This window comes from Streptomyces sp. CAI-85, from assembly GCF_013363615.1.
Taxonomy (GTDB): Bacteria; Actinomycetota; Actinomycetes; order Streptomycetales; family Streptomycetaceae; genus Streptomyces; species Streptomyces antibioticus_B.
Window position 1 is genome coordinate 106,948 of record NZ_JAANNX010000015.1, and the last position, 15,771, is coordinate 122,718.

General features: G+C 72.7%; 12 protein-coding genes. 2 read left to right on the forward strand and 10 right to left on the reverse strand.

The window, feature by feature from the left end:
• Window positions 1-180: 180 nt before the first annotated feature.
• Both G6W55_RS19255 and G6W55_RS19260 read right to left on the reverse strand, forming a co-directional pair.
• Window positions 181-1,149, reverse strand: a complete 969-nt coding sequence (locus G6W55_RS19255; RefSeq protein WP_175522087.1) for a hypothetical protein — start codon at window positions 1,147-1,149, stop codon at window positions 181-183.
• Window positions 1,146-4,679, reverse strand: a complete 3,534-nt coding sequence (locus tag G6W55_RS19260) for a DNA polymerase III subunit alpha (protein WP_175522088.1) — start codon at window positions 4,677-4,679, stop codon at window positions 1,146-1,148. The genes G6W55_RS19255 and G6W55_RS19260 overlap by 4 nt, the downstream gene beginning before the upstream one ends.
• 133 nt (window positions 4,680-4,812) lie before the next feature.
• Between G6W55_RS19260 and G6W55_RS19265 the strand changes: the two genes are divergently transcribed.
• Entirely contained in the window at window positions 4,813-5,862 is a 1,050-nt protein-coding gene (locus G6W55_RS19265; RefSeq protein WP_175522089.1) for a DUF3533 domain-containing protein, read from the forward strand.
• A 75-nt stretch (window positions 5,863-5,937) separates the two neighbouring features.
• On the opposite strand, the gene G6W55_RS19270 is transcribed toward G6W55_RS19265, so the two are convergent.
• The 7 genes from G6W55_RS19270 to G6W55_RS19300 all read right to left on the reverse strand — a co-directional run bounded on the left by G6W55_RS19270 (window position 5,938) and on the right by G6W55_RS19300 (window position 13,642).
• Window positions 5,938-7,020 (reverse strand): S1 family peptidase, encoded by a 1,083-nt coding sequence (locus G6W55_RS19270; protein WP_175522090.1) that lies wholly within the window; start codon window positions 7,018-7,020, stop codon window positions 5,938-5,940.
• 290 nt (window positions 7,021-7,310) lie between these two features.
• Window positions 7,311-8,213, reverse strand: coding sequence for a S1 family peptidase (locus G6W55_RS19275; RefSeq protein ID WP_175522091.1), 903 nt, complete (start codon window positions 8,211-8,213; stop codon window positions 7,311-7,313).
• A 290-nt stretch (window positions 8,214-8,503) separates the two neighbouring features.
• Window positions 8,504-9,295 (reverse strand): DUF1684 domain-containing protein, encoded by a 792-nt coding sequence (locus tag G6W55_RS19280; protein ID WP_175522092.1) that lies wholly within the window; start codon window positions 9,293-9,295, stop codon window positions 8,504-8,506.
• Entirely contained in the window at window positions 9,292-10,170 is an 879-nt protein-coding gene (locus G6W55_RS19285) for an LLM class flavin-dependent oxidoreductase (RefSeq protein ID WP_175522093.1), read from the reverse strand. Before G6W55_RS19285 ends, G6W55_RS19280 begins: the two co-directional genes overlap by 4 nt.
• A gap of 1 nt (window position 10,171) precedes the next feature.
• Window positions 10,172-10,933: an amino acid ABC transporter ATP-binding protein gene (locus G6W55_RS19290; RefSeq protein ID WP_303049924.1), complete on the reverse strand. Its 762-nt coding sequence runs from the start codon at window positions 10,931-10,933 to the stop codon at window positions 10,172-10,174.
• A gap of 97 nt (window positions 10,934-11,030) precedes the next feature.
• The gene (locus tag G6W55_RS19295; RefSeq protein WP_175522094.1) at window positions 11,031-12,788 is read right to left on the reverse strand and encodes an FAD/NAD(P)-binding domain-containing protein; all 1,758 of its coding nucleotides are present in this window, start codon (window positions 12,786-12,788) and stop codon (window positions 11,031-11,033) included.
• On the reverse strand, window positions 12,785-13,642 hold the full coding sequence (locus G6W55_RS19300; protein ID WP_175522095.1) for an amino acid ABC transporter permease: 858 nt from the start codon (window positions 13,640-13,642) through the stop codon (window positions 12,785-12,787). Before G6W55_RS19300 ends, G6W55_RS19295 begins: the two co-directional genes overlap by 4 nt.
• Window positions 13,643-14,093: 451 nt before the next feature.
• Between G6W55_RS19300 and G6W55_RS19305 the strand changes: the two genes are divergently transcribed.
• Window positions 14,094-15,044 carry an ABC transporter substrate-binding protein gene (locus tag G6W55_RS19305; RefSeq protein ID WP_175522096.1) on the forward strand — a complete coding sequence of 317 codons (951 nt, stop codon included), beginning with the start codon at window positions 14,094-14,096 and terminating at the stop codon, window positions 15,042-15,044.
• A 31-nt stretch (window positions 15,045-15,075) separates the two neighbouring features.
• On the opposite strand, the gene G6W55_RS19310 is transcribed toward G6W55_RS19305, so the two are convergent.
• Window positions 15,076-15,690, reverse strand: a complete 615-nt coding sequence (locus G6W55_RS19310; RefSeq protein ID WP_175522097.1) for an ATP/GTP-binding protein — start codon at window positions 15,688-15,690, stop codon at window positions 15,076-15,078.
• Window positions 15,691-15,771: the final 81 nt, after the last annotated feature.

Below are 15,771 nucleotides of genomic sequence, written 5' to 3' on the forward strand. Positions count from 1 at the left end.
CTCCTTGCGGCTCAAGGGGAATGCGATGACCTAGCGCCCTGTGATCCGGATCACGAGGATGATGTCCAATCCTCAAGTTACGGACGAGTAGCAGACGTGTGAAGTTACGCGTCAGTAAAAACTTCCAGTGTTAGTTCGCCACGCAGCCTTTCCGGCGTACCGTCACCCGGCAGGCGTGTGTCAGGCCGCCAGTGCCCCCGGTATCACCGCTCCCGGGCCGAACTTCGCGCGGATGCGGTCCGCGGTCTGTTCGACGCGGCGGGTCTTCTCGTCCGCGGGGTCGAAGGTGAGCTGGTGGGAGGCGTATTCGGCGGGGGTGAGGGACTCGGCGCGCAGGGCTAGCGCGCGGACCCGGGCGCGCTGGAGGCCGAGGGCCTCGTACAGGCCGTACGCCGTCGCCGTCAGGGCCGACGAGTGCGCGGTGGGCTCCCTCAGGGTGCGGCTGCGGACCGTGGACGAGCGGTCGGCGTAGCGCACGGTGAGGGTCAGGACACGGCAGACCTTCTCGACCGCGCGCAGCCGGGTACCCAGTTCCTCGGTGGCCGACAGCAGGGCGCGGCGGTGCCGGACGGGGTCCAACTCGTCACGGTCGAAGGTGCGTTCGGTGGCCAGGGAGGCGGCGACGGCGTTCGGGACGACCCGGCCCCGGTCGACGCCGTTCGCCTTCTCGTGCAGATCCCGGCCGGTGCGGGCGCCGACCAGCCGCTGGACCGTGGACAGGGGCGCGTCGGCGAGCCGGCCCAGGGTGTCGAGGCCGTACTCGCACAGCGTGCGGGCGGTGGCGGCGCCCACGCCGGGCAGCGCGCCGACCGGCTTCGCGGCGAGGAAGTCCCGGCCGCCCTCCCGGGGGACCGCGCGGGTCACCCCCGGCCGGGCGTCCCGCAGCGCCATCCGGGCCAGCATCGGGCCCGGCCCCGCGCCCATCGCGCAGTCCACGCCGTACCGGGCGAGGGCCCGGACCCGGATCACCGACGCCAGTTCCACCGCGCCGCGCCCGAAGTACCGTTCGGCGCCCCGCAGATCGGCCAGCGCCCCGTCCGGCGGCAGCGCCTCCACGACCGGCGTGAACTCCTCCAGCAGACCGAGCAGTTCCGGCAGGACGGCCGCCCCCGCCGCGGACAGGTCGAACCGTACACAGAGGATGGTCATCCCGCGCTCCCCGGACTCTGATGCCACAACTTCCTTGTCTTCGCGGGGTTCTCGCCCGCGGGGCGCAGATCGGCCCATGGATGCAGTTCGTATCCGGTGGACAGACGGATGCGCCTGCCGCCGGTCGGATCACCGTCGGATCCCTCGGCCCCGTCCGTCCCCGCCAGCCGGGCCGCCACCTCGTCCAGCCCGCCGCCGTCGCGCAGTTCGGCGAGTTCGGCGAGGTTCCAGGCGGCGGCGCCCACCACGCTGAGGCTGCGCGGCCCGCGCCGCTGCACCACCCCGCGCACCAGCAGCAGCCAGGAGTGGAAGACGGTGTGGGCGCAGGCGTCGTGGGAGTCGTCGAAGAAGGCCAGGTCGACCAGGCCGGTGCCGTCGTCGAGGGTGGTGAAGATGACCCGTTTGCCGGACCGGATCGGCGGGGTCTGGGTGGCCGCCTTGGCGCCCGCGACCAGCACGGTCTCCCCGTGCCGGGTCTCCCGCAGCCGGCGCGCCGACACCACGCCCAGCTCGCCCAGGAAGACCCGGTGGTCGTCCATCAGATGGCGCGAGGTGTCCATCGACAGCACGCCCAGCTCGGCGCTGAGCCGCTCGGCCGGGGAGAGGTCGGGCAGCCCGGCGGAGGCCGTCCGCCGTCCGCCGGACAGCGGGAGCTGACCGCCGCCCGCACCCCGCGCACCCCGGTGCAGTTCGGTCAGATGCAGTTGGAGGTCGCGCCGGTTGGCACCGAACGCGTCCAGCGCGCCCACCTGGGCGAGCCGTCCGGCCAGCGGCCTGCTCGGCCGGGCCCGCTCCCAGAAGTCCAGCAGCGAGGCGTACGGCTGCCCGTCCGCGACCCGGGCCGCCTCGGCCTCACTGATGCCGTGCACATCGGAGAGGGCGAGCCGCAGCCCCCAGCGCCCCGGGGCGCCCTCCGAACTCTCCGATCCCTTCGGACTCTCCGAACCCTTCGAACTCCCCGACCCCTCCGACCCCTCCGACCCCTCCGACCCCTCCGACCCCCCTGATTCAGACACCAGTTCGATACGGTGGGCGACGCCCGACCGGTTCACGTCCAACGGCAGGATCGGCACCCCCCGCCGCCGCGCGTCCGCCAGCAGCAGCCGCTTGGGGTACATCCCGGGGTCGTGGGTGAGCAGCCCGGCGTAGAAGGCGGCCGGGTGGTGCGCCTTCAGCCACGCCGACTGATAGGTCGGCACCGCGAAGGCGACGGCGTGCGCCTTGCAGAAGCCGTACGACCCGAACGCCTCGACGATCTCCCAGGTGCGCTGAATCGTTTCCGCGCCGTAGCCGCGGGCCGCCGCGCGTTGCGCGAACCACACCTTGATCCGCCCCTGCGACTCCGGGTCGGACAGCCCGCGCCGCACCCGGTCCGCCTCGCCGCGCCCGCAGCCGGTCATGATCGCGACGATGTCGATGATCTGCTCGTGGAAGACGACGACCCCGTACGTCCCTTTCAGCGGTTCCTCCAGGTCGGGGTGCGGGTAGCGGACGGGCGCCCGCCCGTGCCGGGCCTCGATGAACGGCCGCACCATGTCTGCGGCGACCGGCCCCGGCCGGAAGAGCGAGATGTCGACCACCAGATCGTGGAAATCGGCCGGCTGGAGCCGCCCCACCAGATCGCGCTGACCCGGCGACTCGATCTGGAAGCAGCCCAGCGTCTCGGTGGACCGCATGAGCCGGTACGTCGCCGGGTCGCCGTCCGCGACCGCGTCCAGGTCGATCCGCTCCCCCGTCGCCCGCGCCACCTCCGCGACCGCGTGCGCCATCGCCGACTGCATCCGCACCCCCAGCACGTCCAGCTTGAGCAGCCCGAGGTCCTCCACGTCCTCCTTGTCGAACTGCGCCATGGGGAACCCCTCGCCGCTGGTCGGCACCACCGGCGTACGGGAGAGCAGGGAGGCGTCGGACAGGAGCACCCCGCACGGGTGCATGGCGACCCCGCGCGGCAGCGCGTCCAGGCCCTCGACCAGTTCCCAGAGCCTGCCGTACCTCTCCTTCTCCCCCGCCAGCTCCCGGAGTTCGGGCAGTTCCTCCAGCGCGGCGCGGGCGTCGCGGGCGCGGATGTGCGGGAAGGACTTGGCGATCCGGTCGATCTCGGCGGGGTCCATGGACAGCGCCGCGCCGACGTCCCGGACGGCGTGCCGCACCCGGTAGGTCTCCGGCATCGCGACGGTGGCGACCCGCTCGGTGCCGAAGCGGCCGATGACCGCCCGGTAGACCTCCAGCCGGCGCGCGGACTCCACGTCGATGTCGATGTCGGGCAGCACCACCCGCTCCTTGGACAGGAAGCGCTCCATCAGCAGCCCGTGCTCGACCGGATCGGCGTGGGCGATGCCGAGGAGATGGTTGACCAGGGAGCCCGCGCCGGAGCCGCGCGCGGCGACCCGGATGCCCAGGTCCCTTACGTCGTCGACGACTTGAGCGACCGTCAGGAAGTAGGAGGCGAAGCCGTGGTGGGCGATGACGTCCAGCTCGTGGTGCATCCGCTCCCAGTACCGCCGGGCCCCCGCCGAGCGGTCGTAGCCGCGTCGCACCATGCCCGCCGCCGCCCGTGAGGCCAGCGCCCGCTGGGCGGTGCGCCGGCCCGCGCCGACGAGATGCGGTTCGGGGAAGTGGACGGCGCCCATGCCGAGGTCGTCCTCCGGGTCGACCAGACACGCGGCGGCGCTCGCCCGGGTCTGCTCCAGCAGCCGGTGGGCGGTGTCCCGGCGGAAGCCCGCGGCCTCCACGATCCGCTCCGCCGCCGCGAGCATGGCCGGCGCGTCCTTCAGCCACGCCGCCCCGGAGTCGAGTTCCCCGGCCGGGTCGACGGGGACGAGCCGGCGGGCGGCGTCCAGCACGTCGGCGACCGGGCCCTGGCCGGGGTCGGCGTAGCGGACGGCGTTGCTGAGCACCGGCCGGATCCGCTGTTCGGCGGCGAAGCCGACGGTGCGGGCGGCCAGCCGCAGGGAGCCGGGGCCGGTGCCGGTACGGCCGTGCCAGACGGCCTCCAGCCGCAGGGCGTCGCCGTAGGTCTCGCGCCAGGGGGCGAGCAGCCTCGCGGCCCGGTCCGGGCGGCCCGCGGCGAGGGCGCGGCCGACGTCGGAGGCGGGTCCGAGCAGGACGGTCAGCGCGTCACCGTGGTTGCCGGACCAGGGCAGCAGGGGGGTGGGCGCGGCCGCGTCGGCGTGGGCGGTGGTCACCAGCCGGCACAGGTCGCTCCAGCCGCGGGCGCCGTCGCGGGCGAGGAAGGTGACCCGGGGGGCCGACTCGTCGACGAAGGCACCGCCGCGCACGGGGACACGGCGCCTCTCCCGGGGGGAGGGCTCGGGCGGGGCCGTCGCGAGGTTCACCCCGAAGAGCGGTCGGATTCCGGCCTTCGCGCAGGCTTTGGCGAAGCGGACCGCACCGGCGAGGGTGTCGCGGTCGGTGAGGGCGAGGGCGTCCATGCCCCGCTCGGCGGCCCGCTCGGCCAGCCGCTCCGGATGCGAGGCGCCGTACCGCAGGGAGAACCCGGAGACGGTGTGCAGATGTGTGAAGCCGGGCATCCACACCTCCACTATCGAACATCAGTTCCCAACTCTCCCTCCCCCACCATAGACCAAATTCCGAACATCTGTACGACAGCCGTTCGGGCGCCTCCCACCTGCGGGAACGACCGCCCACCCGGACCGTGGGGACATGACACAGAGCACCGGCGCCCCTTCTCCTCCCCCGCCCTCCCCCTCCTTCCTGGACGAGGTGAAGGACGCCGTCACCCCCCGGGCCACCCTCCTGGTCATCGGCGTGGTCGCGCTCTCCCTGCTGTTCATCGCCTCCTACGTCGGCGCGCTGCACGACCCGCGGCCCAAGGACGTGCCCTTCGGAGTCGTCGCGCCCCAGGTCACCGCCCAGCAGACGGTCACCCGTCTGGAGCGGCTGCCCGGCGACCCCCTGGACCCGCGTGTGGTGGCCGACCGGGCGAGCGCCCGCGCGCAGATCATGGACCGGAGCATCGACGGCGCCCTGATCGTCGACCCGTCCGGCACCACCGACACCCTGCTCGTCGCCACCGGCGGCGGACGGGTGCTGGCCGCCACCCTGGAGTCGCTCGTCACCACCTTGACCAAGTCCGAGGCGCGCACGGTCCGCACCGTCGACGTGGCCCCCGCCGACAGCCAGGACGCCAACGGACTGTCGTCCTTCTATGTGACCGTCGGCTGGTGCGTGGGCGGCTATCTCTGCGCGTCGATCATGACGATCAGCTCGGGCGCGACCCGCTCCACCCCCCGGCGCGCCGTGATCCGCCTTGCCTCCATGGCCGTCGTCGCGCTGGTGGCCGGACTGGGCGGCGCGCTGATCGTCGGACCCGTCCTGGGCGCCCTGCCAGGCAGCCTCGCCGCCCTGTGGGGGCTCGGCACGCTGATCGTCTTCGCGGTGGGCGCGGCGACCCTGGCCTTCCAGGGCCTCTTCGGGCTCGCCGGGATCGGGCTGGCCATCCTGCTCGTGGTGATCCTGGGCAACCCGAGCGCGGGCGGCGCCCTGCCACCGCCGCTGCTGCCGCCGTTCTGGAAGGCGATCGGCCCGGCGCTGCCCCCGGGCGCGGGCACCTGGTCGGCGCGCTCCCTCGCCTACTTCGAGGGCAACGACATGACCGCCTCGCTGCTCGTCCTGTCGGCGTGGGCGGTCGGCGGGGTCGCCCTCACCCTGCTGGCGGCCGCCGTACGCGACCGGCGCCGGACACCCGCCTGAACCCCGTACACGCCGAGGTCCCGCCCCTCGCGCGCGGGGCGGGACCTCCACAAAAGCCTTACATGCTGCGGAGCGTCAGCCGATCTGGGTCCCGGTCGCCGACAGTGCCTCCGTCACCGGCTGGAAGAACGTCTCCCCGCCCGAGGTGCAGTCGCCGCTGCCGCCCGAGGTCAGGCCGACCGCGCTGCTGCCCGAGAAGAGCGAGCCGCCGCTGTCGCCGGGCTCGGCGCAGACGTCGGTCTGGATCAGGCCGTTGACGATGTCGCCGTTGCCGTAGTTCACGGTGGCGTCCAGACCGGTGACCGTGCCGGAGTGGACCTGGGTGGTGGAGCCGCTGCGGGTGACCTTCATGCCCACGGTGGCCTCGGCGGCGCCGGTGATGGCCTGCGTGGAGCCGTTGTAGAGGTTCACCTCGCTCGGATGGGCGACGTCGGCGGTGTACTTGACCAGGCCGTAGTCGTCACCGGGGAAGCTGGAGGTCTCGTTGGTGCCGATCTCGGTGCCCGAGGAGTCCGACCAGGTCGAGATGGACTCCGTGCAGTGCCCCGCGGTCAGGAAGTACGGCTCGCCGCCCTTGACCACGTTGAAGCCGAGCGAGCAGCGGCCACCGCCGCCGGTGATGGCGTCGCCGCCGGCCACGAAGGGTTTGAACTCCCCCTTGGTGCGCCGCAGTTCGGCCTTCTTGCCGAGTCCCTCGACCACCTCGGTGAGCTGGGCCCACTCGGCGTCGGAGACGGTGCGGTCGGCGGTGACGACGACCTTGTTGGTGCGCGGGTCGCTCACCCAGGCGGTGCCGGGCACGGCCGCGTCGTCCGCGAGGGTCGCCCGGGCGCTCTTCAGCTCGGCGAGGGAGTTCTGGACGAGTCTGGCGCGGGCCCCGGCCGCCTCGGCGACCCGGGCGGCACTCTCGTCGAGCACGTTCACGACGAGGCTGCGGCTCTTCGCGTCGTAGTAGGTGCCCGCCGCGTCGGCGCCGAGATCCGCGCCGAGGGTCGAGGCGAGCTGTCCGGCGGCGAGCGCCGAGAGCGTGGTGGGCCGTGAAGTCCCGGCGGGCTCACTGGCGTTCGCAGTCTGGAAGGTGACTCCCGCGGCGACGAGCGCGGCTATGCCCGCGGCCGTCACGGCGGCCCGTCGCCGGGGTATGCATCGATGCTTCAACTCGCGTCCTCCTGTGGGGGATCGGCCGGTCGGTCAAAGAAACCGAACGGGCCGGAAGGATGGTTGACGGGCAGCCACTCTTCCCAACTGCACAGGGAGCACACAAGGTCGACCCGAGGAGGCGCACAGGGTGACCACCGCGCGCCCTCCGCACCTTCACCCCCCTTCACCACCGGGGAGATCCGGTGTCACCCCCGAAAGTGCCCGCGGCCGTCGGGCAAGGGTGAGCCCCCGCACGCCGGTTGCGTGCGAGGGCTCACCCATGGCCGGCCGGGCCGGATCCTCAGGGATCAGAAGACGCTGACGCCGTAGCGGCTCAGGGCCTCGGTCACGGGCTGGAAGAAGGTCGTGCCGCCCGTGGTGCAGTTGCCGCTGCCGCCCGAGGTCAGACCGAGCGCGACACCGCCGGAGGTGTAGAGGGCGCCGCCGGAGTCACCGCCCTCGGCGCAGACGTTGGTCTGGATCATCTGGTAGACCACGTCGCCGCCGCCGTAGTTGACCGTGGCGTTCAGGGCGGTCACCCGGCCGGTGTGGATACCGGTCGTGGAGCCGTCCCGGATGACCGACTGGCCGACGCTGGCGTTGCCGGCGCTGACGATGTCGGTGTTGCCCGCGGTGCCCGACTTGGCGACCGAGGAGTTGGTGTAGCGGACCAGCGCGTAGTCGTTGGTCGGGAAGCTGTAGCCGCTGTTGGTGCCCAGCACGGTGCTCTGACCGGAGTTGGAGTACCAGGTCGAGGCCACCTCGGCGCAGTGTCCCGCGGTCAGGAAGTAGTAGGTGCTCCCGCTGACCACGTTGAAGCCGAGCGAACAGCGGTAGCCGCCGCCGTAGATGGCGTCGCCGCCGGCGATCAGCTTGTTGAACTTGCCCGGGGTGTGCTTGATCGTGAGCGCGTCGGCGTTGCCGCCCACCTGCTCCTTGATCCGGGCGATCTCGGCGTCGGAGACCGTGCTGTCGACGGTCACCAGAAGCCGGTTGGTCTTGGCGTCGACGGCCCAGGCGGTGCCCGGGATGTCGGCCTGGAGCACCGCGTCGCCCGCGCTCTTGAGCTGGGCGGTGCTGAAGGTGGGGGAGTCCGCCGCGTTCGCGTGGGGGATGGCGAAGGCGGCCGCGGCCACGAGGCCGGTGGTGACGGCGATCAGCCGGCTCCGTCTCGTGATGCCACTGGTGGGGGTGGTGCGCTTGATCCTCACGTGTCGTTCCCTCCCAGGGGAATTCGGGGGCCCGCGTGGGGTCGGGGCCCGTGAGGCGCAGCCAGGGCCGCGGGTTCGCCCGGATTCCGGACATACCGTGAACCTGACAAGCACTGAGGGGGAGTATTCGGCCGAACGGCCGGTAGGCGCAAGGGCACCTTTCGGCCGCCGGCCTCGGGAACGGACACGGGAGCCGGGCCCGCCCACGCCGGGCCGACGCGCGATCGGCACGGCGTGGACACGGGCGCGGCGCGGCGTGGGCGCGGGCTCGGCGCAAGGCCGGCGGAAGGTCAGCGCAGAGTGCGCTCCCCCGCCCCGATCTCCACCGGCAGCGTGTTCCCCGGCGGCGGGAACGGGCAGATGAAGGCGTCGGAGAAGGCGCACGGCGGCAGGACGGCCCGGTTGAAGTCGACCGTCGTCCGCCCCTCCGCGTCCGGCGCCTCGGGGTACAGGAACCGGAACCGATGACTGCTCACCCCGCTCCCGGCGTCGGCGAACACCGCCCACAGCGAACCGTCGCCCTGCACCGCGACCCGGAGGCCGTGCTCCCGCCCGTCGAGGGTGAAGACGACCTCCCCGCCGAGGCCGAGCCCGCGCTCCCGCCCGTCGGCGTTCGGCACCCGGACGACGCGGTCCTCGGCGTACGGGGTGAAGCGGGCCGGCACCGACCAGCGGTCCTCGTGCGGGGTGGCCTCGATCCCGGCGAACCGGCGCCTGGCCTCGGCGTCCGGGTCGAAGTCGCGTACGCCCCAGACCTCTTCGCGCACCAGGACCACCAGCCGCCGTCCGCCGAGCGCGACCCGGGACGCCTCCGCCGGTCCGGTGTCGGCACCGAGCCGTACGGTCCCGGCGAACGGCTTTCCGTCCACGCTCAGCCCGTCGCCCTCGGCCGCGGTGAGCACCACATCCTCCCCTTCGGCCACCCAGGTCCCGGGGATGTCCGGAAGTCGCCCCTCCGGATGGTCTTCCAGCCACCAGGTGCCGGCGAGCGCGAGCGGCCCGTAGGGTGCCGCGACCGCGGCGGTACGGTCCTCGTGCCACCGCCGCCAGGAGGCTGCCGCGGCTGCCGCGTCCGTCGTCATAGAAGTGAGTCCTTTCTCGGAGTGCGCGGCCCGGTGTTCGTCCGTGTCAGGCCGAGGTGCTCGCGCAGGGTGCTGCCCGGGTAGAAGGTGCGGAACAGTCCGCGGTGCTGGAGGAGCGCGACCGTGCCGTTGACCAGGCGTTCCAGATCACGGTGGGGTTCGACGGGAATGAGGTGGAAGCCGTCGGCGGTGCCCTCCTGGTGCCAGGAGACGATCAGTTCGGCGAGGTCGACGGGGCCGCCGCGGTAGAGCGGGCCCCGCGGGGTGGGCCGGGGGCCGCCCCCGCCGTGGCCCGGTTCGGCGGCGTGCTCGCCGGCCCCGAGGTCCACGAGCAGGCTGACCAGGATCCGCAGCCCGCCCGGATCCCGGCCGAACTCCGCTGCGTCGGACCGCAGTTGCTCGCGCACGGCACGGGCCTGCGCGGGGCTCGTCACCCGCACCAGCGCCACATCGGCGTGGCGGGCGGCGGCCCGGCGTACGGCCTCCTCGGTGGCGTCGACGACCAGCACCGGCCGTTCCCCGGGCGGAGCGGACCCCGCCTCCCGTTCGCCGTCCTCGGCGGCGAGGTCGATCCACCGGCCCGCCCGCCCCCGGCTGATCCAGTCCAGCGTGGTGATCGCCGCCCGCGCGCGGTCCGGGTCGGCGGCGGCGACGGTGGGCGCCAGGCCGACCCGGTGGGTGGCGGGCGCCACCCGGGCGAGGACGGCCGTCGCGTCGGGTCCCGGCCGGGCGAAGGTGTCGTCCAGCGTCACGAAGTCCAGCCCGCCGCGCTCGGCGAGCCGCGTCAGTTCCACGTACGGCTCGGCGTCGTACGCGCCGGGCAGGTCGACGGCGGCGGCCAGATGCAGCAGGCCCCGGCCGGGTGCGGACGCCATCTCAGAGGACCTTGGAGAGGAACGCCCGGGTGCGGTCCTCGCGCGGCCGGTCCAGGACCTCGCCCGGCGGGCCCTGTTCGACGATCCGGCCGTCGTCCATGAAGACCACCGTGTCGGCGACCTCGCGGGCGAAGCCGATCTCGTGCGTGACGACGATCATCGTGGTGCCCTGCCCGGCCAGGTCCCGGATGACGTCGAGGACCTCGCCCACCAGTTCGGGGTCGAGCGCGGAGGTCGGCTCGTCGAAGAGCAGCAGCTTCGGCTCCAGCGCGAGCGCCCGCGCGATGGCGACCCGCTGCTGCTGACCGCCGGACAGATGACGGGGGTAGGCGTCGGCCTTGTCGGCGAGCCCCACCCGGTCCAGCAGCCGGCGCGCGCGCTCCACCGCGACCCGGCGGGGCCGCTTGAGCGCGGACACCGGTGCCTCGACGACGTTGTCGAGGACCGTGAGGTGCGGGAACAGATGGAAGTTCTGGAAGACGAACCCGATCCGGGTGCGCTGCCGCAGCACCTCGCGCTCGGACAGTTCGTGGAGCTTGTCCCCCACTCTGCGATAGCCGATCAGCGCGCCGTCGACGCTGATCGCGCCCCGGTCCACCTTCTCCAGATGGTTGATGGTGCGCAGCAGGGTGGACTTGCCGGAGCCGGAAGGACCGAGGACGACGGTGACCTCGCCGGCGCACACCGACAGGTCGATGCCCTTGAGCACCTCCAGCGAGCCGAAGCTCTTGTGCACGGACCTGATGTCGACCATGACGCTCATCGCGGGGATTCCTTCTGCTGGTGGGGGGTTCGCCTCACGCGCGCATCACGCACGTCACGCGCATCACGCACGGCACGCGTCGCGCGCGTCTCGCTCATCACGCGACGGCTTCGGTGCCGAGGTCCCGCAGGAACACCAGGACGGCCCGCGCGGTGGCGTCGTTCTGCCGGAAGGCGGGCCCGCCGGTCCGGGGCCGGGTGAAGGCGCCCGGGGTACGGGCGTCGGTGTGCGGGCCGAGCGCGAAGCGCCGCGGGTGCGGGCGGCCGTCCCGGTCCAGGACGCGGCCGTCGGTCCGGTCCACCCGGAGCAGACCGTCCGCGGTCTCCCCGGCGCCCTCGGCGTGCAGTTCGCGCAGCAGCGGGTCGAGGGCACGCCGCAGGGTGGGTTCGGGCAGCCGGGCCTCCACGAGCGCCCGGGCCTCCACGACATGGCCGGGCACGGTCGGGCTCGACGCCCGGAACACCCCGTCCTCGGCCCGTACGGTCATGTCGGCGCCGACGAACCGCACCACGCCCGCCCGGGAGAGCGCGAGCAACTGCCGCAGCCGGGGACCCGGCGGCCCCGAGGCGAGGTAGCTGAAGAACCCGTGCCAGGAGGAGCCGAGATCGCCGAGCCGCACCAACTGCCCGTAGACGGACAGCAGTCCGAGGAAGACACCCAGGTCGGCACTGTGCGCCGGGTCATGGCGGCGGCCCAGGTCGTTCTCGACGTAGGCGCGCAGGGCGTCCTGGAACTCCTCGTGGGAGGTGTGGCGCAGACCGTCCAGCGGGCGGTCGAGGGCGGCGAGGTCGAGCCGGTCGCGCGGGTCGGGCACGGCGGCGGCGACCAGGGCCTCCCGCTCGGCCGCCCCGGCCCCGGCCGCGTACTTCTCCTCGAAGTCCGTCCAGGCCATCGCCGTGCGCTCGGGGTGGGCGGTGAACAGCCGGTGGTAGTGCGCGAAGCCCAACTCCTTCTCCACCAGCGGCCAGACGTCCCGCCGGAAATCGTGTCCGCCGGGCCGGGCCAGCAGCGCGTCGATCTCGGCGGGCCCCAGGAACCTCGGCAGCGGCGGCCGCTCCCCCGTCCAGTCGTAGCCGATCTTCGAGTGGTACGGCACTCCGCGCCGCGATCCCACGTACAGCACCGGCTCCTGACCGGAGGGGATGTAGGTGTCCCCCTCGTGGCGGCCGCCGCGGCCCTCGGTGAGCAGCACCATCAGGTCGACGAAGGCGAGACCGAAGCCGCGCACCAGGACGGGTTCGCCGGGCCGCAGCGCGGACAGATCACTGTCGGCGGTGAAGTCGGGCGGCAGATGGGTGAGCCCGTGCGTATCGGCGTAGGCGGCCAACTCCCGCTGCTCGTCGTCCAGTTCGGCGTCGAGATGGCCGAGGGTGAGGACGACGAGGTCGGCGAGGAGCGGCCGGGGCTCGCCCTCCAGCCACACCCGCTGGCGGCCCAGACGCGGCCCGCTCACCCGCAGCGCACGGCGCGGATGGTGATGGACGGTGATCTGCGGGGGCAGCGCGGCGACGGCCTGTTCATGGACCCAGCGCAGATAGGCGCCCTGGAGCTGCCGGTCGGCGAAGAGGCGTCCGTCGACGCCGGCCCATTCGTGGAGCGTGGGCCCGGGGCGCACCGGCCCGTCCATGGTCACCGTCTCGTCGGTGAACATGGTGACGTCCTCGGCGTGCGAGTTCATCCACAGCAGCGGGGACTGCGCGGCCCGCCAGATGCGCCCGGCGCCCGGCGGATGCGGGTCCACGAGATGGATGTCGAGGCCCTCGCCCGCATACAGTTCGGGCGCTCCGGCGGCGATCCGCTCGATCAGACCGGTCCCCCGCGGACCGGCCCCGACGATCACCAGGGACTGCCTCATCGCGCGGTCCCCGTCCCGCGCGCGTAGTGCCGCTCGACGTAGTACTGGCCGACGCTGAGCACCGAGGTGACGACGGTGTACCAGACGGTGGCCACCATCAGCAGCGGGATGACCTGGTAGGTGCGGTGGTAGACGAGCTGCACGGAGAACAGCAGGTCCTGGACGGCGATGACGCTGACGATGGAGGTGCCCTTGAGGGTGCCGATCAGCATGTTCCCGGCCGGCGGCACGATGGCGCGCATGGCCTGCGGCAGCACGATCCGCCACCAGCGGCGCCACCGGCTCAGCCCGAGCGCCTGCGCGGCCTCGATCTGTCCGCGGTCGACGGAGAGGATCCCGCCGCGCACCACCTCGGCGGCGTAGGCGGCCTCGTGCAGCGTGAGTCCGATGACCGCGACGACGATCGGTGTGAACAGGTCGACGGTGCGCACCCCGAACACCTGCGGGTAGAGCGCCCCGATGTTGAACCAGAGCAGGAGCTGCACCAGGATCGGGATGGACCGGAAGAGCCAGACGTATCCCCAGGCGACGCTTCTGAGCACCGGGTTGGCGGAGAGCCGGGCGGCGGCGAGCAGGGTGCCGAGCGCGAACCCGAGCGCCATCACCACCGCCGTCAGCCACAGGGTGAGCCACAGTCCGCGCAGCACCGCGTCGGAGGTGAAGTGGTCGGCGACGACGTCCCAGCGGAACGCCTCGTTGCGCAGCACCGAGTTGACGGCGAGCGCGAGGAGGACAAGAACGGCGACGGCGGCGGCCCACTGGCCGAACCGGCGTCGGGGGACGATCGGCAGGGTGTCCGTGTCGCGTGGCAGATCCGGTGCCGCGGGTGCTTTGGCGAGGGTGTCGGAAGACATGTGAAGGCTCCGTGATGCGTCAGGTCGAACACGGGTCGGTGCCTTCACACACCGGGCGCACCAGGCGCCGGAGCGCCGCGCGGCGCAGTTACGGCCGAGCCCCTCAGCAGGGCCGTACAGCGAGAGTACGGTGGCGTTTCCCGTCGCTGCCAAGGCTGTCCACACTGTGAGCCGTACATCTCAACTCGGTTGACGGGTAACCGGGGACCTGTTCCACTTGGCCCATGCATCCGCAGCAGTGGCTGGTCACACGCTCCCACATCGACTTCGGTCGAGTGTGGTCCTCTTCCTGTTGAGCTGACCCCCTGCGCGCCTCGATCCGCTGACCGGACGGGCGCGTTTCGCGTTCTCCCCCCGCCTTCACACGCGCACCCCTCCCCTCGCGCACACCCCTTCTTCTGCCTTGCCGTTGCTCCCTGTTGCTCACTCTGCCGCCAGGAGACCGCACCTCATGCGTATGCCTTCGCGTGCCCGTTCCCGCGTTTTCACCCCCTTCGCCCTGATCACCTCGGTGACCCTGCTGCTCACCGCCTGCGGCTCCGGCTCGTCCGGAGACGACAAGGAGCAGACGGCGGCGAAGTCGGACGCGATCCCCACCCAGGACGTCGTCTCGGCGATCCGCAAGGACCCGGCGGCCGCCGCCCTGTTGCCGTCCGGGGTGACCGAGGTGACCGTCGGCATCAGCATCGGCAGCACCCCGCCCGGCACCAGCTTCCTGGAGGACGGCAAGACGCTCGCCGGCCAGGACGTCGACTTCACCGAGGCCGTGGCGAACGTGCTGGGCATCGAGGTCGACACGCAGCAGGCGAGCTTCGAGGCGATCCTGCCCGCGCTGGACAGCGGCAAGTACGACCTCGGCGTCAGCAACTTCGGTGTCACCACCGAGCGTCTGAAGACGATCGACTTCGTCACCTACATCAACGACGGCCAGGGCTTCGCCACCCGCGCGGACAGCAAGCTCGGCGAGGTGACCGACCTCAAGCAGCTCTGCGGTCTGAACATCGCCACCGGCGCCGGCACCACCTTCGAGGCCACGCTGGAGGAGAACAAGCACGTCTGCGCCGACGCCGGGAAGAAGGCGTACGGCGTGCAGACCTACAGCGAGCAGGGGGCCATCTGGTCCTCGCTCCAGCAGGGCCGCAGCGATGTGGTGATGTCCACCATCAACGGCCTGCGCTACGCGGTGGACCACCAGGAGGGCGTGAAGTTCCTCAACGAGTTCCACCGTCTGGACGTCGGCTTCGCCTTCAAGAAGGGCACGAAGCTGGCCCCGGCCTTCCAGGCCGCAGTCAACAGGCTGATCGAGGACGGCAGTTACGCCAAGATCCTCAAGAAGTGGGGGACGACGGACTCGGCGCTGACCAAGTCGGAGATCTCCCCGCCGGAGATCGGCACCTCCTGACCGCGTCCGTGGCCGTGCGCCGGCGGTCGGGTCAGCGCACGGCCACGGGCCGCCGCCCGGGGCCGTCGCCGCCGACCCCGATCACCCGGGTCATCAGGGCGCCCAGCACCTCCCGTACGGAGTCGGCGCTGCGGGCGTCGCACTCCAGCACGGGCACCTCGGCGCCCAGCCCCAGCGCCGAGCGGACCTCCTCCGGGCCGGTCCGCTCGGCGCCGTCGAACCGGTTGACGGCGAGGACGTACGGCGCCCCGCGCGCCTCGACGTAGTCGACGGCCCAGGCGCACTCCTCGATCCGCCGCGGGTCCGCGAGCACCACCGTGCCGAGGGCGCCGTCCACCAGGTCGTCCCAGAGGAACCGGAACCGGGACTGCCCGGGCGTGCCGAACAAGTAGAGGGTGATGGCCGGGCCGAAGGTGATGCGCCCGAAGTCGAGGGCGACGGTGGTGGTCGCCCGGTGTTCCGCGCCGTCCGCCGGCCCGATGTCCACCGGACCGATGTCCACCGGCACCTGGGTGAGCGGGGCCTCCGTGCCGAGCGGCTCGATCTCGGAGACGGCCCCGACGAAGGCCGACTTGCCCACCCCGAGGCCCCCGCTCACCACGATCTTCAGGGCGACGGGCACGCTGTCGTCCGCACACCCGGACATGGCCCCGCTCCTTTCGCGCCGCGACGAGCCGAGACGGCACGCACCCGGCCTCGGCGGCCGCGCGGTGTCCGTCTCCTCGAA